Annotated in this window: 19 protein-coding genes and 1 riboswitch; of the genes, 11 read left to right on the forward strand and 8 right to left on the reverse strand. The window is 53.4% G+C overall.

The annotated features are described in order from the left end of the window. Positions 1-335: 335 nt before the first annotated feature. Entirely contained in the window at positions 336-1,697 is a 1,362-nt protein-coding gene (locus RTK01_RS04755; protein WP_312279871.1) for a hypothetical protein, read from the reverse strand. Between the two features lie 61 nt (positions 1,698-1,758). On the opposite strand from RTK01_RS04755, the gene RTK01_RS04760 reads away from it, so the two are divergent. From RTK01_RS04760 to RTK01_RS04790, 7 genes are all read left to right on the forward strand, one after another. Next, a complete protein-coding gene (locus tag RTK01_RS04760) occupies positions 1,759-2,094 on the forward strand; it encodes a hypothetical protein (protein WP_312279872.1) in 336 nt (111 codons plus the stop codon). 89 nt (positions 2,095-2,183) lie between these two features. Continuing rightward, positions 2,184-3,425 carry a DUF3798 domain-containing protein gene (locus tag RTK01_RS04765; RefSeq protein ID WP_312279873.1) on the forward strand — a complete coding sequence of 414 codons (1,242 nt, stop codon included), beginning with the start codon at positions 2,184-2,186 and terminating at the stop codon, positions 3,423-3,425. Between the two features lie 80 nt (positions 3,426-3,505). Beyond that, positions 3,506-5,095 carry a sugar ABC transporter ATP-binding protein gene (locus tag RTK01_RS04770; RefSeq protein WP_312279874.1) on the forward strand — a complete coding sequence of 530 codons (1,590 nt, stop codon included), beginning with the start codon at positions 3,506-3,508 and terminating at the stop codon, positions 5,093-5,095. Between the two features lie 13 nt (positions 5,096-5,108). Continuing rightward, positions 5,109-6,188, forward strand: a complete 1,080-nt coding sequence (locus RTK01_RS04775) for an ABC transporter permease (protein ID WP_312279875.1) — start codon at positions 5,109-5,111, stop codon at positions 6,186-6,188. Then, positions 6,185-7,309, forward strand: coding sequence for an ABC transporter permease (locus RTK01_RS04780; RefSeq protein WP_312279876.1), 1,125 nt, complete (start codon positions 6,185-6,187; stop codon positions 7,307-7,309). Before RTK01_RS04775 ends, RTK01_RS04780 begins: the two co-directional genes overlap by 4 nt. After that, a complete protein-coding gene (locus tag RTK01_RS04785; protein ID WP_397352333.1) occupies positions 7,306-7,794 on the forward strand; it encodes a DUF6672 family protein in 489 nt (162 codons plus the stop codon). Before RTK01_RS04780 ends, RTK01_RS04785 begins: the two co-directional genes overlap by 4 nt. A 56-nt stretch (positions 7,795-7,850) precedes the next feature. Continuing rightward, on the forward strand, positions 7,851-9,299 hold the full coding sequence (locus tag RTK01_RS04790) for an aminoacyl-histidine dipeptidase (RefSeq protein ID WP_312279877.1): 1,449 nt from the start codon (positions 7,851-7,853) through the stop codon (positions 9,297-9,299). A gap of 281 nt (positions 9,300-9,580) precedes the next feature. On the opposite strand, the gene lpdA is transcribed toward RTK01_RS04790, so the two are convergent. The 6 genes from lpdA to RTK01_RS04820 all read right to left on the reverse strand — a co-directional run bounded on the left by lpdA (position 9,581) and on the right by RTK01_RS04820 (position 18,506). Beyond that, positions 9,581-10,975: a dihydrolipoyl dehydrogenase gene (gene lpdA / locus RTK01_RS04795; protein WP_312279878.1), complete on the reverse strand. Its 1,395-nt coding sequence runs from the start codon at positions 10,973-10,975 to the stop codon at positions 9,581-9,583. 48 nt (positions 10,976-11,023) lie between these two features. Next, complete coding sequence (gene gcvPB, locus RTK01_RS04800; RefSeq protein WP_312279879.1) at positions 11,024-12,469, reverse strand: aminomethyl-transferring glycine dehydrogenase subunit GcvPB; 1,446 nt, start codon at positions 12,467-12,469, stop codon at positions 11,024-11,026. After that, entirely contained in the window at positions 12,466-13,782 is a 1,317-nt protein-coding gene (gene gcvPA, locus RTK01_RS04805) for an aminomethyl-transferring glycine dehydrogenase subunit GcvPA (RefSeq protein ID WP_312279880.1), read from the reverse strand. Before gcvPA ends, gcvPB begins: the two co-directional genes overlap by 4 nt. A 2-nt stretch (positions 13,783-13,784) precedes the next feature. Next, the gene (gene gcvH, locus RTK01_RS04810) at positions 13,785-14,162 is read right to left on the reverse strand and encodes a glycine cleavage system protein GcvH (protein ID WP_312279881.1); all 378 of its coding nucleotides are present in this window, start codon (positions 14,160-14,162) and stop codon (positions 13,785-13,787) included. Positions 14,163-14,236: 74 nt separating this feature from the next. Beyond that, positions 14,237-16,885 (reverse strand): glycine cleavage system aminomethyltransferase GcvT, encoded by a 2,649-nt coding sequence (gene gcvT, locus RTK01_RS04815; protein WP_312279882.1) that lies wholly within the window; start codon positions 16,883-16,885, stop codon positions 14,237-14,239. A 196-nt stretch (positions 16,886-17,081) separates the two neighbouring features. Continuing rightward, positions 17,082-17,162: riboswitch (glycine riboswitch) on the reverse strand. A 399-nt stretch (positions 17,163-17,561) separates the two neighbouring features. Continuing rightward, positions 17,562-18,506: a LysR family transcriptional regulator gene (locus RTK01_RS04820; protein WP_312279883.1), complete on the reverse strand. Its 945-nt coding sequence runs from the start codon at positions 18,504-18,506 to the stop codon at positions 17,562-17,564. 284 nt (positions 18,507-18,790) lie between these two features. Between RTK01_RS04820 and RTK01_RS04825 the strand changes: the two genes are divergently transcribed. From RTK01_RS04825 to pepT (RTK01_RS04840), 4 genes are all read left to right on the forward strand, one after another. Further along, on the forward strand, positions 18,791-20,233 hold the full coding sequence (locus tag RTK01_RS04825; RefSeq protein WP_312279884.1) for an amino acid permease: 1,443 nt from the start codon (positions 18,791-18,793) through the stop codon (positions 20,231-20,233). Positions 20,234-20,243: 10 nt separating this feature from the next. After that, positions 20,244-21,554 carry a M18 family aminopeptidase gene (locus tag RTK01_RS04830; protein ID WP_312279885.1) on the forward strand — a complete coding sequence of 437 codons (1,311 nt, stop codon included), beginning with the start codon at positions 20,244-20,246 and terminating at the stop codon, positions 21,552-21,554. 146 nt (positions 21,555-21,700) lie between these two features. Beyond that, complete coding sequence (gene pepT / locus RTK01_RS04835; RefSeq protein WP_312279886.1) at positions 21,701-22,924, forward strand: peptidase T; 1,224 nt, start codon at positions 21,701-21,703, stop codon at positions 22,922-22,924. 15 nt (positions 22,925-22,939) lie between these two features. Continuing rightward, positions 22,940-24,157 carry a peptidase T gene (gene pepT / locus RTK01_RS04840; RefSeq protein WP_312279887.1) on the forward strand — a complete coding sequence of 406 codons (1,218 nt, stop codon included), beginning with the start codon at positions 22,940-22,942 and terminating at the stop codon, positions 24,155-24,157. Between the two features lie 388 nt (positions 24,158-24,545). On the opposite strand, the gene RTK01_RS04845 is transcribed toward pepT (RTK01_RS04840), so the two are convergent. After that, on the reverse strand, positions 24,546-25,859 hold the full coding sequence (locus RTK01_RS04845) for a YjiH family protein (protein WP_312279888.1): 1,314 nt from the start codon (positions 25,857-25,859) through the stop codon (positions 24,546-24,548). Between the last annotated feature and the right edge of the window lie 61 nt (positions 25,860-25,920).

Here is a 25,920-nt window from a genome sequence, read left to right on the forward strand (position 1 = left end):
ACCAGCCCAGATAAATACCTAAGTCCATCTGCGTTTAACTGATGACCTACCAGACGCAGAGCGAACCTGATCTTGCCATTGATTAAACGTCTGCTCATGTGACGATAACAAGCGCAATCTTTAAAAGCATGGATTTTGCGGTATGTCTATAAGCGCAACTAAAAAAATTGCCGGCCATTTGGAACTTAAATAAAACCAAGGCTATCATAAGCTTAACAGAGGGCCTCCGGGAACAATTTTCCCGGAGGCCCTCTTGCTTGTGTGCTGATGCGGATGGTCGGGCTAAGAAAGAAATCTGTTGACAAACCGGATAAAACCAGTTCCCTGCGACAAGGTTACAACAAGAAAAACGTTGCAATCGCAACGGACACTAATCCGCACATCACCGGAACAAAGTTTTTACGCACCAGTTCCGCCGGACTCACATCACAAATGGCCGCGACCGGGACAACCGCCCACGGGATCAGGGTCCCGCCGCCAACCCATATGGTGATGATCTGTCCCATGGACGCCAGCACTTCTTTGTTCAGCGGAAGAGCATCTGCAAAGGTTTTGGCAGTTGCGCCTACAATAGGCAGCCCTGAAAAACCAGACCCATCCAATCCTGTAATGACCGCCACCGCAGCTTGCGTGACGATTGCGGAAAAACGATTTACAGGAACATTTTCTGCAATATACTTTCCAATGTCGCTTAAAATTCCTGTCATCTGACTGCCAAACACCGCCTGACTGCCGCCTTCTCCGCCTAAGAAAAAGAAGCCGCCAATGACAATGACCGGAGCAAAAATTTTTATGCTGAAGCCAAACCCCTCTTTTAGATAATCTCCCACATCGTCAAGCGCGTGGGAAACACCTTTATCAAGGCACGCGCACAACACCAGCAAAAGTAATGCGGACCCGCCCACCAGTGCCGTTGCATCTCCGCCCTGAAGCTTAAATACCAGCATTGCGGCGATATTTCCCAGATAAATGATGGGCGTCAGCACAGCCATCAACGGTGCAAACCGCCCCACAGCTTTCATTTGAACTGCACCCATATCAACTGTCTGCACGGGCGAGCTTCGCATATCCCGGCAATAGCATAAAAAGGCCGCTGCCGCCGTTACCACACACATAATGGCCCAAAGCGGCACCGACTGGGACATCATGGTTCCAACATCCGTTCCGGCGGCTTTGGCAGTAATTGTGGGTGCGCCTTGAATAAAAAAGTCACCCGACAGCGCCATACCGTGACCGAATATGTTCATAACAACCGCCGCCCAAAGAACGGGCATTCCAGTTCTTACGGCCATTGGCAGCAGCAGTGTTCCCACCAGCGCCACCGCAGGGGAAGGCCATACACAAATAGATACAACAAACATCACGAACCCAAGAATAAAGAAAGCCGATCTGGGTCCTCCCATTCGATTTTTCAGAGAAAGAATCAGTATCCGATCCGCTCCAATCGAGATGAGGGACTGGCTCATGGCCACCACCAGTGCAATGACCACAATAATTCCTAAGAACTCTGAGCCCGCCCAGACTAACGCGTTAAACAAGGTCTGAATTGCGCCAATTGGACTTCTGGTTACAATTGCGCCAAGCAACACGATGCCAAGAGCACATGGAATTACAATGCTTTTTTTGCAAGCCATGACTACCAGAAATATAACAATCAACACCAGATATGAAACATGTATCAGAGAAAGATTTATCATAAACTACTCCTTACCTTTGTAATCTGTAAGAATAGTTCATACTATGTGCATGGGGCCTGTCGTGTGTGGATGCCGTAAACTGCAATTCAATCAGAGAAAGGCAATAACAGATGCCGCCAAATTTTTCGCCTCCACGCCCTTGCGTTTCGCATGGTTTCTTACTGCGGCATGCCTTTTCAATTGGCAAAACGAAGGAAACCAAAAAACTTTTTCAAAGCAAACGTTTGGCCCGGTACTGCTTGAAGAAGCAGGTTTCCGCCAAAGAAGGGATGCCTACTTTTGTCAAAAAGCCTGTAATAGCAAGAAAAACGCACAAAAGGCAGTTCGTTTTGATGCACAGAAGCAGTTGTTTTTTATCCCATCCAGTTTATACAAAGCAGGATTCCACAAAAACTAACATTTTGTGAACTGTTGACAATCCATGAACACATGATAAAATATAAAGGTCCTCGTATCCCTTGTTAATAAAGATTTTGGAGGTTAGAAATGAAGAAGAAGCTAGTCAGTATCTTGCTTGCGACCACCATGCTCCTCGCACTTGCCGGCTGCGGCACTACTCCCAGCAACTCCCAATCTTCCACCCCACAGTCCTCCGGCGCTCAGGGCTCCGACGCCCAGAACGTCCACATCGGCATCGTCACTGGTTCCGTCTCTCAGGCTGAGGACGACCGCCGCGGCGCCGAGGCCTTCCGTGACATGTACGGCGAGGATATGGTCAAGCTGGCCATCTATCCCGACAACTTCACCGAAGAGTTGGAGACCACCATTCAGACCATTGTCAACCTGTCGGACGATCCCGACATGAAGGCCATCATTGTCAACCAGTCTGTCCCTGGCACCACCGAGGCCTTCCGTAAAATCAAGGAGACCCGCCCCGACATCCTCTGCATCGCCGGCGAGTCCCACGAGGATCTGCCCGAGATTGGCAGCGCCGCCGATCTGGTCTGCAACAACGACTTTGTCGCCCGTGGCTACCTGATCATCCGCACCGCCCACGAGCTGGGCTGTGATACTTTCGTACATATCTCCTTCCCGCGCCACATGGCTTATGAGACCATGAGCCGCCGCGTGGCCGTCATGAAGGAAGCCTGCAAGGAATTTGGCATGGAGTTCGTCATGGAAACTGCTCCCGATCCCACCTCCGACGTCGGCGTCGCCGGCGCACAGGCTTACATTTTGGAGAAGGTTCCCGAGTGGGTCGACAAGTACGGTGAGAATGCCGCTTACTTCTGCACCAACGACGCCCATACCGAGCCTCTGCTCAAGCAGTTGATGGAATACGGCGGCTACTTCATCGAAGCCGACCTGCCCTCTCCCCTGCTGGGCTATCCCGGCGCTCTGGGCATCGACCTGACCGCCGAGGCAGGCGACTTTGAGAAGATTCTGGCCAAGGTGGAATCCACGATCAACGAAAAGGGCGGCGCCGGTCACTTCGGCACCTGGGCCTACTCCTATGGCTACACCACCGCCGCAGGCCTTGCCCAGCACGCTTTGAACGTCATCAACGGCGAGAGCGAGCTTCGCGACATCGACGATATTGCCAAGGCCTATCAGGTCTTCTCTCCCAAGGCGGAGTGGAGCGGCTCCAACTACACCAACGTGGAAACCGGCGTCAAGGCCGACAACGTGTTCCTGGTGTATCAGGATACCTATATTATGGGTGATCCCGGCCACTTTATGGGCAACGCGCAGATTGAGGTTCCCGAGAAATACTTCACTGTCAAGTAATTTTCCCATTCAAAATAACAAGTTCGGATAGCGGGGGGCGGGTACATTCCTCCCCCCGCTATTTTAGGCGAGGTATGACTATGATGAATAATAACACCCCCCTGCTGGAGGTGCGAAATATCAAGAAGGATTTCTTCGGCAACCAAGTCCTGACGGACATTAATTTCACATTGCAGGCCGGCGAGGTCATGGGCCTCGTGGGCGAAAACGGCGCCGGTAAGAGCACCCTGATGAAAATTCTCTTCGGCATGGATGTCATCCGGGAGACCGGCGGCTACGGCGGCGATGTTCTGATCAACGGCGAAAAGGTCAGTTTCTCCACGCCCTTTGACGCTTTGGCGGCAGGCATCGGTATGGTGCATCAGGAATTCTCCCTGATCCCCGGCTTTTCCGCCTCCGAAAACATCCTGCTCAATCGTGAACCCAAGAAAAAAAATGTGATCTCCGAGATTTTCGGCGACCGCTTGGACACTTTGGACTATAAGCAGATGGCCTCGCTTTCCCAAGAGGCCATTGAAAAAATGGGTGTCGAAATTGATGCTGATATGGCCATCAGCGACATGCCCGTGGGCCACAAGCAGTTTACCGAAATCGCCCGTGAGCTGAGCAAGGGGCATCTGAAGTTGCTGATTCTGGACGAGCCTACTGCCGTTTTGACGGAAAAAGAAGCCGAGGCTTTGCTGACGTCCATCCGCAATATGGCCGCCAGCGGCATCGCCATCATTTTCATCACCCACCGGCTCCATGAGATTTTGAACGTCTGTGACAAGGTGGTCATCATGCGGGACGGCTATGTGGTCAAGGACGTGCCCTCCAAGGAGACGGACATCCCCGACATTACCAAGTGGATGGTGGGCCGCAATGTTCAGTCCTCCGTCAGGGAAGACATCCGCATCGACCCCAACGCCAAAACCATCATGTCCATCCGCAACCTGTGGGTCGATATGTCAGGTGAAACCGTGCGCAACGTCAATCTGGACATCCGGGAGGGCGAGATTTTGGGCATCGGCGGCTTGGCCGGACAGGGCAAGCTGGGCATTCCCAACGGGATTATGGGGCTTTATGAGGCGGGCGGCTCCGTGGAGTTTGACGGCAAGCCCATTCCCCTCAACAGTCCCCGGAAGTGTCTGGACGCATCCTTGGCCTTTGTGTCCGAGGACCGGCGGGATGTGGGATTGCTGCTGGACGAATCTCTGGAGTGGAACGTGGCGTTTTCCGCCATGCAAATTCAGGATAAGTTTCTCAAGAAATATCTGGGCGGCCTCATCTCCTGGCGAGATGAAAAGGCCATCCATGAGGTAACGAAGAAATATATCGGTGAACTGGCCATTAAGTGCACCAGCTCCACCCAGAAGGCAAAGGAGCTCTCCGGCGGCAATCAGCAAAAGATTTGTCTGGCCAAGGCCTTTGCCCTCAGCCCCAAATTTCTGTTTGTATCCGAGCCTACGCGCGGCATCGACGTAGGCGCGAAGTCTCTGGTGCTGGACGCCTTGAAAAGCTTTAACCGGGAGCACGGCGTGACTGTCGTCATGATCTCCTCGGAGCTTGAGGAGCTGCGTATGGCCTGCGACCGCATCGCCATCGTTTCAGGCGGAAAAATTGCTGGAATCCTGCCGGCGACCGAATCCTCCGAGGAGTTTGGTCTGCTGATGGTCAGCCAGGTTAAATAAGGAGGAAGGCAATATGGGCAAAACTGCAAACGAAGCCATTACCCTTGGAAACAAGACAAAATTCCGGGAGCTGGCTGACAACTTCGGCCTGCCGAGATTGATTATCACCGGATTTCTTTTGTTTCTGTTCATCATGGCGCCCCTCGTCGGCGCCAATTTCACCACCCAGCTCACCAATACCATCAACCGCTTCAGTTGGAACGCGGTGCTGGTGCTGGCCATGGTGCCGATGGTGCACTCCGGCTGCGGACTGAACTTTGGTCTGCCTCTGGGCATAATCTCCGGCCTTCTGGGCGGTACTATGTCCATCCAGTTCGGCTTTACCGGCGGCATGAGCTTCGTCATGGCTATTGTCATCGCCACGCCCTTTGCGCTGCTTTCCGGCGGCGGATACGGCTGGCTTCTCAACCGCATCAAGGGTGGCGAAATGATGATCGCCACCTACGTTGGCTTCTCCTCGGTGTCCTTCATGTGCATGATGTGGCTGCTGCTTCCATACACCAGCCCCACCATGGTTTGGGGCCTGTCCGGCAAGGGCCTGCGTACCACCATCTCCCTGGAGGGCTTTTACGACAAGGTGCTGGCCAATTTTCTGCAAATTAACATCGGGCACCTCTCCATCCCCGTGGGCTCATTGCTGTTTTTTGCCGTGTTGGCGTTTTTGATGTGGGCCTTTCTGCACACCAAGGCCGGCACCGCCATGACTGCCGTGGGTTCCAACCCCTTTTTCGCCAAGGCCTCGGGCATCAACATCGACAGGACGAGAATGCTTTCCGTCATCATGTCCACATGGCTGGCCGCAGTGGGTATCTTGGTCTATCAGCAGGGCTTTGGTTTTATCCAGCTCTATATGGCCCCGTTCAACATGGCCATTCCCGCGGTGTCCGCCATCCTCATCGGCGGCGCATCGGTGAACAAGGCAAGCATTGCTAACGTTATCATCGGAACGTTTCTGTTTCAGGGCATCATCACCATGACGCCAACGGTCATGAACGCTGCCATCCATATGGACATGAGTGAGGTCATCCGCATCATCGTTTCCAACGGAATGATCCTGTATGCTCTGACCAGAAAGACGGAGGGAGCGAAATGAATTTGAAACCAAAGAAGCAGGGCGGCAGCTTTGTCGAGCAGCTTCAAAATAACAGCGTGCCGATCATGTTCATTTTGATTTGCGCCGTCTGCATTCCCGTTTCCGGCTTTTCTCCCGGATATCTGGTCAACGAGATTATGACCCGGCTGGGCCGAAACGCGTTTTTGATCCTGTGTCTCATCTTCCCCATCATGGCGGGCATGGGCCTGAACTTTGCCATGACGTTAGGCGCCATGGCTGCGGAGATCGCGCTGATCTTTACAGCCGACTGGCAGATCTGGGGCATCCCCGGCATTGTTCTGGCCATGATCCTCTCAATTCCCATTTCCGTCCTGCTGGGCGTCCTCTGTGGGCAGATCCTCAACCGGGCCAAGGGCAAAGAAATGATCACCAGCTATATGATCGCCTTCTTTGTGGACGGCTTGTATCAGCTTCTGGTGCTGTTCATGATGGGGCCTGTCATTCCCATCCTCCACTCTACCCTGAAGCTCCCCCGGGGATACGGCATCCGCAATACGGTGAGCCTGCTGCATATGCGGCAATCGCTGGACAACTTGGGCGCCATTCATATCGGCGGCGTTAAAATCCCCGTTCTGACCCTTGTGGTCATTGCTATTTTCTGCCTGTTCATCGTCTGGTTCCGCAAGACGAAGCTGGGTCAGGACATGCGCGCTGTGGGCCAGAATATGGATGTGGCCCGGGACGCCGGCATTAAGGTGGAGCGCACCCGCATCATCGCCATCGTTATGTCCACCGTGTTCGCCGGTCTTGGTATGGTCATCTATCTGCAAAACATGGGCAATATCTCTACTTACAGCTCCCACAAGCAGATCGGTATGTTCTGCATCGCGGCGCTGCTGGTGGGCGGTGCGTCCGTGGACAAAGCGTCCATTGGAAATGTGTTTCTGGGCGTGATTTTGTTCCATACCATGTTCATCGTGGCTCCGGCCACGGGCGCCAAAATTACGGGCGACTCCATGATCGGTGAATACTTCCGCGTATTTGCCTCCTACGGCGTCATCACCATTGCTCTTGTGATGTATGAGACGAAAAAGCGCATGGCCAAAGGAAAAATTGGGCAACAGCTTCTGCTTGCGCAACGTGAGGAGGAGAATCGATGAAAAAGATTCCTATGCGTGCCCTCCTGTTCCGTGTGGGCGCGGTGCTGCTGTTGGTCGCCGTTGCGTACAACATGACCATCATCGGCCGCGGGCACACCGTGTATATGGATAGCAAACGTCTGGATTACAACGGGCAGACCTATGAAACGCCTTATAAGGTCGTGGTCTATGTGAACGACGAGCAGGTGGCCAAGCTCTATGACAAAGAACGGGGCATGTCCACCTGGATCGGGCAGAATTTTTCCATGACTCTGGAAATCACTCAGAAAAAGGGCGGCGCGGAAGAGACACAGGAAGTGTCGCTGACCCTGCCCCGCAATATGGACGGCATCATCCTCAACCTGCCTGCCCTTCTGGCGGGACTGCCTGAGGATGCCTATCTCTCCGAGTTCGTAGCCGCTCCCGCCGAGGAAGAGGAGGCTGGCGACGAAGGAATGACGGACGAATTTGGCGTGACCACCACTGAAGAACTCCCGGCAGAATAATTGACTGTGCAGCCCATGCTTTCGCATGGGCTGCCTTGCTAGAAAGAAGGATCGACATGTCTTTGTTATCAAATTGTAAGCCTCAGGACGTATTCAGCTACTTTGAAAAGCTCTGCGCCGTTCCCCACGGCAGCGGCAACACAAAGCATATCAGCGATCTCTGCGCGGGCTTTGCCCGGGACCTGGGACTGCGCTACCGGCAGGAGCCCTGCAACAATCTGATCATCTGGAAGGATGCTTCCCCCGGCTATGAGCACGCCGAGCCTATCATTTTGCAGGGCCACATGGACATGGTCTGCGCCGTGGCGGAGGGCTGCACCAAAGACATGTCCGTGGAGGGGCTGGATTTGGAAACCGACGGCGAATTTTTGTGGGCCAGAGGCACCACATTGGGCGGAGACAACTGCATCGCCGTGGCCATGATTCTGGCCATTCTCGCGGATGACACGTTGCCCCATCCTCCTTTGGAGGCACTTTTCACCGTGGACGAGGAAACGGGCATGGGCGGCGCGTTCGCTCTGGACTGCTCCGATTTGAAGGGACGAAAGCTCCTCAATCTGGACTCCGAGGAGGAGGGCGAGTTTTGCGTGTCCTGCGCCGGAGGCGTTCGTGCAGACTGCTTTTTGCCCGCCAAAATGGAGGAACCAGGCGGCAAAACGGGCTATCGCGTCACCCTCTCCGGCCTTCAGGGAGGACACTCCGGCGGCGAGATTCACAAAGGCCGCGGCTCCGCCAACCAGCTTATGGGCCGGGTTCTCTACTCTGCCATGGAGCGTGTCCCCGGCCTGCGTCTGGCGGACATCCGGGGCGGCCGCTTTGAAAATGTCATCTGCCCCCGAAACGACGCTTTGGTGACTGTTCCGGCGGACCGGACGGCGGACTTCGAGTCCTTCCTCGCCAAATTTGACGCCATCCTCAAGAACGAGTACGCCGGCTGCGACGACGGTGTGTCCCTCACCTGTTCCAAGGAAGAGGTTCCCGCCGCCCTGAGCGCCGATGCCACCGTCTCTCTGCTCCACGTCCTTCTGCCCCTGCCTCAAGGCGTTCAGGCCATGAGCGCTGATTTCCCCGGTCTGGTGCAAACCTCCTTAAACTTGGGCGTGATGGGAATGCAGGCGGATGGCCTCCACTTCACCGTCTCTATCCGCTCCTCCATCGCCACGCAGAAGGCCATGCTGCTTCAGCGGGTCCGTGCCATCGTGGAGCACGCCGGGGGCACCGTGGCCGAGCGCAGCTCCTATCCCGGCTGGCAGTACAACCGGACTTCCGCCCTTCGGGAGCTGGCTCTTACGGCCTACAAGGATCTCACCGGCAAGGACGGCGTCATCGCCGCCACCCACGGCGGCCTAGAGTGCGGCCTGTTCATCGAAAAGCTGCCCGGACTGGACGCCATCTCCATGGGGCCGGAGCTTCACGACGTGCACTCCGCCCGGGAGCGGCTGAGCATCCCCTCCACGGCGCGGGTGTACCAACTGGTCTGTGAGATTTTGAAGCGCAGCAAATAAGAACCTTTATAAAGCGGCGGTCAGACCCAACCGGGCCTGACCGCCGCTTCAGTATTTGTCCCCACGCCCGCTTATAAACGAGGTCAACTGCTAGTATCGCACATTTGGCAGACCCGGCAGTGACGCAAGAACTTTCATCGTACGCCGCGTATCATCGCGCACAGAATGAACCCGGATATCTCCTATAACTGCCAGCCAATATTCGGCGCGCGACAGTAGCATCAATGATTTCAGTTTTTCGTCCCACCCATTACGCCGCACCCCGGCCGTTTTGTGCAAATTCAGGCATGGCTGTCCAGCTTATTTTTTAGATCTTCAAGGGCCTCTGTCAAAGCTTCCTCAAATGTGGGATGGGGGCGCATGGCCAGCAGCATTTGCTCGACAGTCATGCGGTTTGCAATGGCCTGGCTAATTTCTCCGATGATGTCCGTGCTGTTTTTGCACATCATCTGCGCACCGAGAAGCTCATGCGTTTCACTGTTTGCCACGAGCTTCATAAAACACCGGCCCGAATTCACGATCAGAGTACGGGCATTGCCGAACATCACGCATTTCCCGGTCTTGGCGGGGATCCCCGCCGCCTTGGCCTCCGAATCCGTCATGCCTGTCACGGCGATCTCCGGTCGGCAATAAATGCAGCTTGGGATCACATCCATTTGAACAGTATGCTCCGCACCGCACAGCATTTCCACGCAGGCCACACCCTGCGCAGAGGCCACATGCGCCAGCTGCACTTTAGAAGATACGTCGCCGATGGCGTAAACTCCGGAAATACTGGTTTGATACTGTGCATCTACCCAGATAGCGTGACCATTCATCTCCGGCTGCAAGGTTCCGGGGAACAGCCCCTCCAGATACGGCCTGCGGCCGATGGCACACAAAACAGCCTCACCGGAGACGGCATTCTCTCTGTCTTTGGCTGTAAAGTTCACGGTCAGTCCGCCGTCCCCCGGTTCCACGTTTTGCACCATGGAGTTGGCAAAAATCTTCACGCCCTGTTTTTTCAAAATCATTTCCAGATTTTGCCCAAGCTCCCGGTCAAGCGTAGGCAGCAGACGGTTCATCCCCTCGATGATGGTAACGTCGCAGCCCAGATCGCTGTAAAACGTGGCAAATTCTACGCCGATGACGCCGCCACCCATAATAACAATGGATTGATAGAGGTGATCCGACCCTTCCAGCAACTCATCCGAGGTCATGACCCCCGGTAGTTCCAACCCCGGAATCGGCGGCCGGGCGGGTGCGGAACCTGTGGCGACCAAAATATACTCTGCTGTTAAAACAGTTTCGTTCCCATCGTTGTCCTTCACACGGACCGTGTGCGGCTCTGAAATGGAAGCAGTCCCTCTTACAAGCGAAATGCCGGCACTCTGAAACAATCCCTCCACGCCGCTGCTAAGTTTTTGAGAGATTTGGCGCTTATAGGAGAAGATGGCGCTCATGTCTGCCACCGCCCCCTGGATTTGAATCCCGATGTCGGCGGAGGAAACCGCATCATGATAGATTTCCGAAGCGTGGAGCAGTGTTTTTGTGGGCACGCAGCCCCGGTTCAGGCAGGTGCCGCCCGCCTCCCGCCGCTCCACCACAGCGGTGCGCAGACCCAGCTTTGCGGCGCGCAACGCCGCCATATAACCGCCGGGACCTGCCCCGATGACAATCAACTGGTACTCACTCATATAAACGCTCCTGTTCCGCCGGTATCCGGCAGAGCCTTAAATTGCTTTTCACCGGTCCGTCTGTTCTTTTAAATGACTGAGCGGTTTGCATGATACGTCCCGCCATCTCAAAACGGGATTCCGCGCGGCGCGCACCTCGTCCGGGCGGGCAATCTGCGCGCTGTGGGGTGCGCTGCGCATAAAATCCGGGTCTTCGTCAGCCAGCGCATACAGCTTGCGGAATTTCTCCGCGGCCCAATCCAGCGTCGCCCGGCTCTCTGTTTCGGTGGGTTCCAGCATCAGCGCTTCATGGACGATGAGCGGGAAATACATCGTGGGCGGATGCATCCCGTGATCGATCAGCGATTTGGCAACCTCCAATGCAGAAACGCCTGTTCTCTTTTTGAATTCCGACAGGTCCAATACAAACTCGTGCATACAGATCCGGTCAAAAGCCAGCTCAAACGTACCCTGAATTTTCCGCATCAGATAGTTGGCGTTGAGCACTGCATTTTCGGCGGCTTCCGGAATCCCCTCACGGCCCAGTGTCATGAGATAGGTCAAAGCCCGCACCACCACCAAAAAGTTTCCGGCGAAGCTGCGCACCTGTATCCGCTCCCCGCCCTCCATCAGGGCAGACTTGGGCAGGAAGCCGGCTAGAAATGCCTTGCAGCCCACAGCGCCCGCTCCGGGTCCACCGCCGCCATGAGGGGTAGCAAAGGTCTTGTGTAAATTCATGTGGATACAGTCAAACCCCATGTCTCCGGGGCGAACCAAGCCCATAATGGCATTCAGGTTTGCTCCGTCGTAATAGCACAGTCCCCCGGCCTCATGAACCAAACGGGTAATTTCCAAAATATTTTCATCAAAAATACCTACGGTATTGGGATTCGTCAGCATCAATCCGGCCGTTTCTTCGTTTAGAGCTGCCTGCAGCGCCTCCAAATCCACGCAGCCGTCCGGTGCGGAAGCAATGTTCACCACCTCCAAGCCGCACATGGCGGCGGTGGCGGGATTGGTGCCGTGGGCGGAATCCGGAACGATAATCCTGTTTCGCTTCGCATCTCCGCGCAATGCGTGGTACTGCTTGATCAGCAGTACGCCAGCGAATTCCCCATGGGCTCCGGCGGCAGGCTGGAATGTCATATCGTCCATACCCGCGATTTCGCACAGGTAAGCTTTGGCGGTATCCAGCACCTCCCGGCAGCCTTCTGCCGCATGGGCCGGGGCCAGAGGATGGATGTCCGCAAAGCCCGGCAGGGCAGCCATTTCCTCATCAATGCGCGGATTGTATTTCATGGTGCAGGAACCCAACGGATAAAAGCCGCAGTTCACGCCGTAGGTATGGCGGCACAGCTCCGTATAATGCCGGGAAATATCCGTTTCACTGATTTCAGGCAGCGCCGGAGCTTCTTTTCGGCTCATGTATTCCGACGGATACACCGTCTCCACATCACAGGGCGGCAGCAAACTGCACCCTCGTCCGGCAACGCTTTTTTCAAAGATCAGCTTCATTTGGCCAGTACCTCCTTTACGACGGAGAGAGTTTTGTCCAGCGCCGCCTTGGATGCTTTTTCTGTGGCGCACCACAGGATGCCGCCGTCCACTGGCAGCCCGCCTAAGATATCCGCATCCTCCAGTGCGGCCAGCACCGCTTCCGTATGCGGCATTTCCGTGACAAATTCATGGAAAAATTCGCCGGGATACCGCATTGACACACCGGGGATCGCACACAAACCCTTTGCCAGATAGCGGGCCTTGGACATGGATTGCCGCGCGGCCTCCGCAATTCCTTCAGGCCCCATGGCGGCCATATAAACCGAGGCGGTCAGTGCGCATAACGCTTCGTTGGAGCAGATATTGCTGCCCGCTTTTTCCCGGCGGATATGCTGTTCCCGCGCTTGCAGGGACAAGACATAGGCCCGCTGGCCGTTGGCGTCTTCCGTCTCTCCCACGATTCGGCCCGGCATTTTTCGCATGAGCTTGTCGGTGCAGGCCATATATCCCAGATACGGTCCGCCAAAGCCCATGGGCAAGCCCAGCGGCTGTCCTTCTCCCACGGCCATGTCTGCACCGCAGTCCCGCGGGGTTTTCAGAATTGCCAGCGAGATGGGATTACAGCCCATCACATACAGCGCGCCGGACTCATGTACCATCTGTCCCAGCGCCGGCGCGTCCTCCATCTGTCCATAAAAATTAGGCTGCTGGACATAGAAGCAGGCAACCTCATTCGTCAGCATTTTCCGCAGGGCGTCCAAATCGGTGACGCCGTTTTTCGCGGGAACAATGCGCATCTCATCCCCACTGCCATAGCAGTAGGTGCGGATGGTGTTAATCACATCCGGATGGGCGGCGGCAGACACCAGCGTGACCCGGCGCTTCCGATCACGGCACATGGCGACGGCTTCGGCGGCGGCAGAGGCTCCGTCATATACGGAGGCGTTGGACACATCCATGCCGGTGAGCTGGCAGATCATGGTCTGATACTCGAAAATGGATTGCAGCACACCTTGGCTGATCTCGGCCTGATAGGGGGTATAAGCCGTCAGAAATTCTTCCTTGGCAGGAATGTATTTTACAATGCTAGGGATATAGTGGTCGTAAGACCCAGCCCCCCGCAGGACCGTGGAAAACACACGATTTTTTGCCGCCATGGATTTCACCGTCCGGCCAATCTCCAGCTCGCTCATTCCGGCGGGGATTTCCAGCGGACGGTCCAGCAGCATTTGCCCGGGCACGTCGCAGTACAGTTCCTGATAGGATTTCAGGCCGATGGCCTCCAGCATTTCCTGCCGCTCCGCTTGTGTGGAGGGAACATAGCTTCCCATGCTCAGTCCTCCGCGCGGCAGAACGCCTCATATTCCTTGGCGGAGATCAGCGCTTCCTGTCCGCTGAGTTCCTTTACCTGAATGAGCCAAGCGCCGTAGGGATCACCGTTCAGCTTCTCGGGCGCATCCAACAGTTCCTCATTGACGGCGCACACAACCCCGGTAACGGGGCAAATCAAATCAGACACCGTTTTGACGGATTCCACATCGCCGAAGGCCTCTCCCTCAGAAACGCCGTCCCCCTCCTGTGGCAGATTTACAAAGACCACGTCGCCCAGTGCGTTTTGCGCGAAATCGGAAATTCCGATCACCGCAGTGTCCCCATCCATTCTTACCCATTCATGGGACTTGGAATAGTTCAGTTCTGCCGGATAATTCATACCGATACCTCCATAAATTTTGTAAATTAACTGCATGGACTTGCAGGACTTTGTGTTTTACCGAGTCTGTCGGGTTACAGAGCAATCTGACCTAAGAAGCCCTCCAGCGCCGTTTGCATCTTTTCATCGTTGAAGCAGTAGCACATGGTGTCATAGGAGGCGCGGAGCTTCTCCACCTCAGCGGTGACGTCCTTGGCGCGGAGAATGCAATCTGCCATCAGCTCGGCCAACCTGGAAAACGCCTCTATCCCAAACCCAAAGCGGGTCATCCCGCTCACACCCATCCGCAGGGCGCCCGAGGCGGTAAAGCCCTCTTCATCCGGCGTGGCCTGATAGTTGACAATGATATTGTTCTGCTCCAGCCGCTCGGCCACCTCGGGGCCGCTTCCGTATCCAACGGAGACAATGACCTGATGGGTTTCGGTGTATCCGACAGAAGGATCTCCGGCCACGTCCAGCCCCTGTTCCTTCAGGCATCCGGCAAAATACTTTGCGTTTTCCACAACCGCTTTCTGATAGGAATCCTTAAACGCGTTCATCTCATAGGCAGCCATCAGCAGTCCCAGTTGGGTGCCAAGGTGATGATTGGAAACGCTGCCGGGAAACGCGCGGCTCTCGATTGTCTCCCAAAGACCGTATTTTAAATCACTCTTTTGATAATTGACGCCAATGACACCCCGCTGCGGGCCAAAAAACGTCTTATGGGTAGACCCGGTAACGATTTCAGCGCCTTCTTCAAAGGGCTTTTGAAAATGATCGCCAATCAGTCCCAAAACATGGGCCATATCATACATGATGGTCGCGGGGATTTTTTGCTCATCTATAAATCGGCGAATTTCAGCCACTGGCTCCTTATGCAGCACCATACTTTTTCCAAAAATAATCAGCTCCGGACGGTATTTCTCAATGACGTTTTTCGTCTCATCCACGTCGATCTTGTAAATGTTGTCCCTGCAAACCGGGAAATTCACCACGGCGGAGCGCTCTGTCACCGGGTCAACGGCGATATAATCGTGCAGCGCCCCCATGGGCTGCGCGGACAGATGCCCTCCCTTGATGATGTGGTTATTCAAAACATAGCCCAGCCGCTGGGGCGTGTGTTTTCGATCCAAACGGTTTTTCCAATCCATCAGGGCGGAGAAGACCGCCATGTTGGACATTTGTCCGCTGATAACGCGGGTTTCCACCTCAGCGCAGCCCAGATACTGCTTCATCTGCTCCGCCAGCAGCTGCTCCACCCGGTCGATAAACTTGGTCCCCTGATAATAAAAAATATCCTGATCATAGAAGGACTTAATCTTTTTGTGCTCGGCATAGCGGAAGGCGGGGTCGGACGCGCACAGCAGCTGCACCGCGCGGCTGGCACTGTTTTCCGAGGGGATCAGGTTGATGCAGCATTTCTGCCGCCATTGGTGATTGTCGGAAGCCTTCTCAATAAGGGCCAGTGCTTTTGTCTCGAAATCGTCGTCCTTTGTGGCAAACTGTTCCAGCTCCGCTCCATAGATAATTGGCCGGGCAAAAGGAGGCGCGTCCACACGCATATGATAGGGCGGAACCACGGCCTTCAATCGTTTTCCTCTGATATCCACCTCTACGCGGTCCTCCTCCAACACATCGCTGGAAAGATAGGCAAGGCCGATGGAGCGCTTGGCTGTGTCGTCCAGAATTTTGGTGGACAACCCCTCTCCCTCGTGGCAGTAATAGGGCACCATGGTGCCGCTGGTGACCCAACCGATCTGTTCCTCACCGCGATAAACCGGCATTCCCGCCCGCATGACACCTCGATCAATCAGAGTGATGGGCATGATACGTCTGGGCAGCACATCCATCTCGCTGAAGTTCCGGTTCATGATTTTCTGATAGGCGGCGGATTGTTTTTCCAGCGCCTTGCGCCCAATGTAAGCGCCTTTTTGCGAAGAAAAACTCACTGCCAGCCGCGCCAACGGCACAGAGAAAATTGGAATTATCGCACCCGAGGGATCGGTTCCCATCTCGTGACCGTACAGAGGGAAGCCGGCTTCCAGACGCAGGGTATCCCGCGCGCCCAAGCCAGCAGGCTTGGCGCCCAGCTCCACCAGACGATTCCACAACCACGCGGCCTCTCCGCTTTCTATGTACACCTCATACCCCAACGGCTCGCCGGTATATCCGGTTTTAGCTACGCGAACCGTGCGCCCCTCAAACAGCAGGGTATTCAGCGCATTTTTCATCGGCTCGGTCACGGCTTCGTCGCCGGAGAGTGTCATAAGCAATTCTTTGCTCTTAGGCCCCTGCACGGCAATAGACGCATAATCCGCTGTGATGTTGGTGATGGTGCAGTCGTAGTCCTTCACAACTTCCAGCAGATGTTTGAGGTCTTTGTCCGTATTGGAGGCGTTTACCACCAGCAAAAAGCGATCCTCTTCAAAGCGATACAGATACGCGTCGTCCACAGCGCCGCCATCTTCCGCGGGAATCATACAATACTGGGCCTGATTCAGATCCAGCGCCATGACATTGCTGGTGAGGACGTGCTGCAAAAATTTCACCCTCTCCGGTCCCTCCACCAACAGCCGGCCCATATGAGACACATCAAACAGGCTGCAGGCATGGCGGGTATACAAATGTTCCGCCACGATTCCTTCGGGATACTGGATGGGCATTTCCCACCCGCCGAAGTCCACCATAGAGGCTCCGGCGTCCGTGTGAACCGCAAAAAGCTGGGTGCGTTTGAGTTCGCTCATGGTTCATTTCCCCCTTTAAGAAAGATTCTGTTTCTAAATTTCCATATTTGCGCGCAAAAAGAGACACAAAGTTCCCTTTAGAACTTTGTGCCTCCGTCATTTGCCTGAGAGATTCCCCGCCGCGCCCATGATCTGCGGGCAGCCCGAGTTGCACCTTTGGCGTACAGCATATTGCCGTACTCTTCGAAGCATCGTCATAGCCCGACCCATTTTACCTGAGAGATTTTGCATACCCCTTCGGTGCCGTGTCCAGCACGGACTCTCCCGGACTAATCATTCGATCTTATTCAATTTACAGGCTACTGTGAAGCGAATGTCTGCTCCAATTGCACTTGCCTCTGCTTTAATTTCATATTAAATTACCACAGTGACGAGGCAATGTCAAGGCTTCTGAAAGGATATCAACACACAAATTTCCTGTCCGAACGGCAAGATGCATATTGCGTCGGTTCCGGACTGCTGAAATAACGAAATCAAGTATATCTGCCCAGCAATAAACTTGCCAGACATTTGTCAGCGGATCGTACACTTGGTAAGCAGTTTCGCCTTGCTTAGCAAATTGCCGATGATTGACTGATTGAAACAGACCTTTCTTCGTATGCTCCACGAAACAGATTATCACCAGCCGCAGGCAGGAATCCGAATATGGGAAATTCCAAAGCACCGGGTCTGGAGTTCACTCCTCCTTCTGGCGTGCAATCTCCAAAAATTCCTCCATTGCTCGGCTGATATAGCGATTTTTCTTATAGTAAAAATAGATGATTCGTCGGGAAAGTTCTCTATTCAGTTTATAATAGGCAATGTTCGGGTGGGGCAGAATGTTTTTTGCCAGCGTGTCGCTGACGAAGGCAATGCCCATGCCCGTGCTGACCATGTTATAGGCAGTCAACTGCTGTTCCAGCGTCAAAATTACCCGAGGCGTGAAGCCGCAGCTTTGGCACATCTGAATCGCTCGCTGATTGATGTCACTGTTGGGACGGAGTAGAATAAATGGTTCATTTTCAAAAGCCTCCAGTGGAACTGCGGGATATCGTTCCGCCAGATAATCCCCGGAGAGAACATTATCCAGACTGAGCCGCCACGCAAGAAGAGAGCTGTTGACAGGAAATTGCTGCGGTACCGCCAGCAGGAGGTGCTCTTCCCGATAGGGACAGGTTTCAAAAGCATCCTGCGCAAATTCCTGATAATTCACAACAAGGTCCAGTGCACCCTTGATCAGCAACTTTTCCAGTTGTGGCTGGTTCTCCTCCATCATGCTGACAGAGATTTTGGGGTATTTGCTTTTATATTCTGAGATCAGCGGCGGCAGGATATAAGATGCAAACATGCCGATCCCGCCAATTGTCAGTTGCCCCGCCTCCAGCTTGCGGGTATCGGCCAGATAGTCGGAAAAGCTCCGCTGGGCGCTGAAAATTTGTTCCGCCGCCTGAATGTACTGCTCGCCGCACTCTGTCAGCTTTACCGGCGTGGTGCTGCGATCAAACAGCGGCATACCAACCCGCTCTTCAACGCGTTTGACGCTGCTGCTGAGCGCGGGCTGGGAGATGTAGAGGTTTCGGGCAGCCTTGGAAAAACTTTGTTCCTTATAGACCTCGTAAACATATTCCATACCATGAAACATGACCGGTTTCTCCTTTGTTAAGATGTTTTTCACAATAAATACTTGGACTGCCTTAATTTGCAGCGCATAGAAGTTGACGGCTCTGTGCCGCCAAAAACGGAATTTAAAAGATTGCGGCATGCAATGGAATGGTTGTTGAAAAATTTTGCAGTTGGCAACTTACATTATAACATACATATTATAATTACTATATAGGTATATGTATTTGCGAATAATATTTAATAGATGTAAAATAAATTTACCAAAAAACGTAGCAAAAACAGCAAAAGAAATGGGGATTTTATATGAAGAAGGAAAGCAGCAACCAAATTCTCTGGTATAGCCTGGCTGTAATGGCCTTCAGTACTGTGTGGGGCTTCGGCAACATCATCAACGGCTTTTCAGAGTACGGCGGACTGAAAGCAATTGCGGCGTGGCTCCTGATCTTTGCAATTTACTTTATTCCATACGCTCTGATGGTGGGCGAACTTGGTTCCACGTTCAAAAACGAAGGCGGCGGCGTCAGTTCTTGGATCAACCAGACGATTGGTCCTAAAATGGCCTACTTTGCCGGCTGGACCTATTGGGTCGTCCATATGCCTTACATTTCGGAAAAACCCGGCAGCGTCATCATTGCTTGCAGTTGGGCGATTTTCCGGGATAACCGTGTCAGCCAGATGAGCACCATGACCATGCAGTTGATTCGTCTGGTAATCTTTGTTATGGCTCTGCTGCTGGCCAGCCGGGGAATCCGCGTGCTGCGCCGTCTTTCCACACTGGCCGGAACCGCCATGTTTGCCATGTCGCTTCTCTTTATCCTGCTGATGATTGCGGCTCCCGCGCTGACGAATGCGGAGGTTCTTTCCATCGACTGGACGCCCTCTACTTTTACCCCCAATTTTAATCCGGCTTTCTTCCTGAACATTTCCATTCTGGTTTACGCCGTGGGCGGCTGCGAAAAAATGTCTCCCTATGTCAATAAGATGAAAGATCCGTCCCGAGACTTCTCGAAGGGCATGATCGCCCTGACCGGTATGGTGGTTCTCTGCGCAGTGCTCGGTACGATTGCGCTGGGGATGATGTTTGACTCCAATCATATTCCGGGTGACCTGATGACCAACGGCGCTTACTACGCCTTCCAGCAATTGGGTGTGCATTACGGACTGGGCGACCTGTTCCTGATTCTCTATGCAATCTGCAACATTATCACACAGATATCCGTCATCATCCTCTCCGTGGACGCGCCCTTGCGCATCATGCTAAATAACGTCGACACGCAGTATGTCCCCTCCGCGTTACTGAAGCAGAACAAATACGGCGCTTATTCCAACGGCTTGAAGCTTGTTTTTGTAATCGTTTCTGTTATAATTATTGTACCGGCATTGGGCATCAGCAATGTGGACGTGCTAGTGAGGTGGTTGGTAAAGCTGAACTCCGTGTGTATGCCGCTGCGTTATTTGTGGGTATTTGCCGCCTATATTGCACTGAAGAAGGCGGGAGATCGTTTCCCCGCGACCTATCGTTTTGTGAAAAACCGGCGGTTGGGAATGTTTCTGGGCGGCTGGTGTTTCGCTCTAACGGCCTATGCTTGTTTAAGCGGTATTTACTCCGACGACCCGTTCCGTCTGATGCTGAACATCATCACGCCTTTCATTCTCATTGGACTGGGCTTTATCATGCCGTATCTTGCGAAGCGGGAGCATGTGAAGGCGCAAAACTCCGGTAAACAGAACATTGTTGGTAAGTAAGGAGTTTCATATGTCAGATCAGATCAACGATTTATTGTCTTTTATTGAACAGAGCCCCACGGCTTTTCAGGCCGCAGAAAATATACGCCGTCAGCTACTGACGGCGGGATATACGGAGTTGGAGGAGAGCCTGAGCTGGAACCTTGAAGAGGGGGGGCGATTCTTTGTCGTCCGCAACCAGTCGGCACTCATCGCATTCCGGCTGCCCACGCGGAACTATTCAGGATTTCAGATCGTGGCCAGCCACGGCGACTCTCCCTCTTTTAAGATCAAGGAATCCCCCGAGATGCGGGTGGAGGACCAGTACGTTAAACTAAATGTTGAAAAATATGGTGGGATGCTTTGCGCGCCTTGGTTTGATCGCCCTCTCTCTGTGGCGGGCCGATTGATTGTAGAGACGCCGAATGGTCTGGAGTCCCGGCTGGTGCGGGTAGACCGGGATCTGCTGCTGATCCCCAGTCTGGCCATCCATATGAACCGAGACGTCAACGACGGTTACGCCTATAACGTTCAAAAGGATTTGTTGCCCCTTTGGGGAGACGGGTCTGCGGAGAAGGGGAGTTTCCTCTCCATGGTGGCACGGGAAGCCGGTGCGGAGCCGGACAGTATCCGCGGCAGTGACCTATTCCTCTACAATCGGATGCACGGCTGCGTGTGGGGGGATGGCGGACGCTTCCTCTCTGCCCCCCGGTTGGAGGACATCGGATGTGCTTATGGTTCTTTGCAGGGCTTTTTGCATGACAGCGTCTCTGCCAGCGTTCCGGTGTTCTGTATGCTTGACAACGAGGAGGTGGGCAGCGGAACCAAACAGGGCGCGGCATCCACTTTCCTGCGGGATACGCTGCACCGGATTAACGGCAGTGCGGGCCGCGGCGAGGAGGGATACCTCACCAGCATTGCGTGTAGTTTTATGGTCTCGGCGGATAACGCACATGCCATGCACCCCAACTATGCCGACAAGTGTGACCCCACCAACCGCCCCCATCTCAATGGCGGCGTGGTGATCAAACATAGCGCTAATCAGAAATACACTACCGACGCCGTGTCGGACGCGCTGTTCCGTTGTATCTGCGACCGGGCAGGGACCACGCCGCAGCATTTCCACAACCGCTCCGATATGCTGGGCGGCTCCACGCTGGGAAACCTCTCCGGCAATCAGGTCGCCGTCAACACCGTGGACATTGGGCTGCCCCAGCTTGCCATGCACTCTCCTTATGAGACAGCAGGCGTACAGGATTATTTAGACTTCATTCGGATCTGCGAGAAGTTTTATAGTGTCAGCGTGGCGGTGAAGGACCGCAGGCTGATGATTCAGGAATAAAACTTTCGCTTTATAAAAGTCCGGTCTGTGGCTGCCGCTTGCGCGGCAGCCACAGATTTCGCACAGGGCGGCAAGATTTGTCCCCGTCTGCTCTGTGGATTGCGTTGAGATTGAAACCCCTTATATTTTCGAAAGAGGGCAAAAGAATGCGGGCATATGAGAGGCTCTTAAACTATGTGAATTTCTGGACGACAAGCGATCCGGAAGCCGACACGATGCCTACCTCCTTCCGTCAGTTCGACCTGGCGCATCAACTGACTTATGAGCTTAAGCTCATGGGCATTGACAACGCGCGCATCAACAACGATTGCTTTGTCTACGGAAGCCTTGAAGCAACGTCCGGCTATGAGCACGTCACGCCTATCGGCTTTATTGCGCATATGGACACCTCCCCGGAGTTTAACGGGCGGCATGTCCACCCGCAGATTCTTGAGAATTATAACGGGGAGGATGTGACGCTGGGTACATCCGGACGGGTGCTGCGCGTTTTGGACTTTCCGCGGCTGAAGACGCTGAAGGGCAGCACCCTGATTACCACCGACGGAACTTCTCTGCTGGGGGCTGATGATAAGGCGGGCATTGCTGAAATTCTCACAGCGCTGGAGGCAATTATTCAGGATAAACGTCCCCACGGGAAAATCTGCATCGCCTTTACCCCGGATGAGGAGGTCGGTACCGGAATCGCCAGATTTAATCTGGATGAGTTCGGGGCCAAATATGCCTATACACTGGACGGTTGGGAAGAAGGCGAGATCGTCTATGAAAACTTCAATGCCGCCAGCGTGGTGATCAGCATCAACGGAAAAAACATGCATACCGGCAGGGCGAAGGGCGTGATGATCAACGCCCAGCTGATTGGCATTGAGATCAATCATCTGCTGCCGCCCGCCGAGATTCCATCCAAGACCGAGGGTCGCCAGGGATTTTTCCATCTGCTGCACTTCCACGGCAGCGTGGAATACGCTCAGTTAATCTATAACGTCCGCGAGCACAGCACAGACCTGTTTCGCCAGCGCAAGGAACTGCTATGTCGGATCGTGGAGCAGATGAATGAAACATATGGAGAACACACAGTTTCTATTGCAATTAACGACGTTTATTACAATATGAAGGAAAAGATAGAGCCTTGCTTCCATATCATCGAAAATGCGCAGAAGGCTGCGTGCCGCGCCGGAATCCAGCCGAAAATCAGGGTGACCCGAGGTGGCACCGACGGCGCGAGTCTCAGCTTTATGGGCCTTCCCTGCCCCAATCTTGGAACCGGAGGTCAGGCCTTCCACGGTCCGTATGAGCATATCACCATAGAGGGAATGGATCAGGTGGTTCGGATGCTTCAGGAGTTGATTGCAATTTATGCCGAAGAACAATAACGAGGAGACAAATCCATGTCAGTCGTGTTAGATAGATTTTTAAAGTACATTTCCAAAGACACCACTTCCAGTATGCACAGTGAAAGCTATCCTTCCACACCTTCCCAGTTGGAATTCGCACAGGCGCTTGCAAAAGAGCTGGGAGAAATTGGGCTTTCCAGCGTAAAGCTGGACTCTTACGGTTATGTGACTGCCACGCTGCCGGCCAACCGGGCTGGCGTGCCAGTTTTGGGTCTATTGGCCCATATAGACACCAGCAGTGAAATGCAGGGTTCCGACATCCGGCCGCGCATTGTGGAGTATCAGGGCGGCGACATTCCGCTGGACACAAAAGGTCAGATTGTATTGTCGGAAGAGATGTTTCCACAATTGAGAGATTACACGGGCTGCCACTTAATCGTTACGGACGGCTCCACGCTGCTGGGGGCGGACGATAAGGCGGGTGTTACGGAAATCGTCACCGCTGCTCAATACCTGCTGATACACCCGGAACTGCCCCACGGAGAGATTCGTCTGGCCTTTACGCCCGACGAAGAGGTGGGCCAGGGAACCCGATACTTTGATGTAGAGCAATTCGGCGCGGAGTTTGCCTATACGGTGGACGGCGGTCCATTGGGCAGTATTGAATTTGAAAACTTCAACGCCGCGGACGCAGATATTACGATTAACGGTATCAATATTCATCCCGGCTCCGCCAAAAACAAAATGAAAAACTCCACCCAGATCGCTATGGAGTTGAATGCGCTGCTTCCCGCCGGTGAGAGGCCCGAGTATACCGAGGGCTATGAGGGATTTTTTCACCTCGTGTCCATTCATGGCGATGTCAGTAAAACCCGGATGCGCTACATCATCCGGGATCACAGCATGCAGAAATTCAACGATAAGAAAAAGTCCCTTGAAAAGATCGCTCAATATTTGAATGACAAGTATGGCCGGGATACCGTTCTCATGACGATCACCGACAGCTATTATAATATGCTGGACAAGATTTCCGGACATATGAAGTTAATTGATCTTGTAAAAGCTTCGTTTACCGAATGCGGCGTGGTTCCCCGTGTGGCGCCCATCCGGGGCGGCACCGATGGTGCGCGGCTGTCATACTGTGGGCTTCCCTGTCCAAATCTCTCCACGGGCGGCGAAAATTTTCACGGGAAGTTTGAGTTCATCTCTGTAGAGGCGCTGGAGACAATGGTCGATATTTTAATTTGCTTGGCCGGAAAATTCTGCGGATGACGTATCACTTTTGCAAGCGTTTCAAACAATTTCACAGATTGTAACAATCTGATAGAAACTTGGATAAACATTTTATGAAAGCCCTGTCCCAGTGACTCATCCTGCATAGTTGCTTCTATTTTAATAAGAATCAAATCGTGCAGGGGGACACATCCGATTACTGTATCATCCGTCACTTAAAGCACGAACCCGAGGCAAAGATGTAAATCTTTACATCCTTGCCTCGGGTTTATATTTTTAAGCAATGTCTGTCAAGCAAATTTAAAAGTATTGCTGCGTGACATATTCACGCAACTGCTCTGACTTTGCCTTTTCTTAGCGCTTGCCATCCGCCAACGTGATGATGCATTTTCCCGTTTCTTGGAATGTACACCATCAAAACAGGCACTTAGAAAACGATGAGTGCAACAATCCCTGCCAGCAAGATCGACAAGATCACGCGCTCAATCCAGAGGACAATCAGTTCTCCAATTTTAACAGGAATTTTGGTGGACAGGATGCAGGGGATCACAGCAGAGAAAAACAGCAGTTCGGAGATGCAGCATACCGCAACAACATATCGTGTCGCCAGCGACGCACCAGTAACAAACGCTGCGGGCAGGAACATTTCAGCAATTGTTGTGGCCAAAGACTGGGCGGCCAGCAATGCATCGGGAATTTGGACAAGCAGCGTAAAGGGATAAAAAATGTACCCGATGATGCTAAAAATAGGAGTATAGAGCGCCAGCAGCATGCCCAGCAGACCGATGGAGAGAATGGTCGGCAGAATATTGGTAATCATCCGCAAACCGTCTTTCGTATTCTTCAGAACGTTGGTTCCAATATTGCCAGAGCGGTCAACTGCCTCCAGCGCCTCATGCCAGGCAACCTTTAAATGATCTTTGGTAACGGTGGCCTCTGGGTTGGGTGTAATACCTTCCATATATTCGTCAGGAACCTTTGCCGTGGGGTAAATGCGCGCAACGATGGCAGTTACAACAAAAGTGATTAGCAGCGTTGTCCAGAAGTAGAAGTTCCAGCGATCCATCAAGTCCAGCGTCTTGGCGACCACAACCATAAACGTGGTGGATACGGTGGAGAAGCCGGTGGCAATAATATACGCTTCCTTTTTGGTATAGCGCCCCTTAAGGTACATGTCGTCGGTAATAATGAGCGCCAGAGAATAGCTTCCCACAAAGGAGGCAACCGCATCAATGGCAGACCGGCCCGGCGTTTTCCAAATCTTGCGCATCACCGGCTGCAAAAACACGGCGACAAATTCCATCAGGCCGTAGTCCGTCAAAAAAGAAAGAAAAACCGCTCCAATGGGAATCAGGAAACAAAGACTGCAGCAGAGTGTGACAAACAGATAGGGCAGAAGGTCCGGGTTCGCCAGCAGCTCTTCCGGCCCCACATGAAATACATACATAACGGCGCAGATTAAACCGATGACTTTGAAAATCGAGAATACAAGATCTTTTGCACTTTTGTTCCAAGTCTTTTTGACAAAGGGAAGAATCGCCCCGATTGCGACGACGATCAAAACGATGTATCCCTGAACCGTGGTGCCGAGTAGATTTCGAAGCAGAGTGGTGACATGATCCACAGGGATCGTGGTTTTTCCGTTGAACGGAATACTGACGAAGAACATGAAGAATCCTAAGAGACTGCACAAAATGAATTTCACTGCGTTGCTTGAATTTTTCTTGGTGGTTTCTGCCATAATTTCTCCTCCTCTTAAACGATCTTTTGGATGGGTCTTACGAGAGGATCATATCATAGCA

The organism is Oscillibacter sp. (genome assembly GCF_031978065.1).
Taxonomy (GTDB): Bacteria; Bacillota; Clostridia; order Oscillospirales; family Oscillospiraceae; genus Oscillibacter.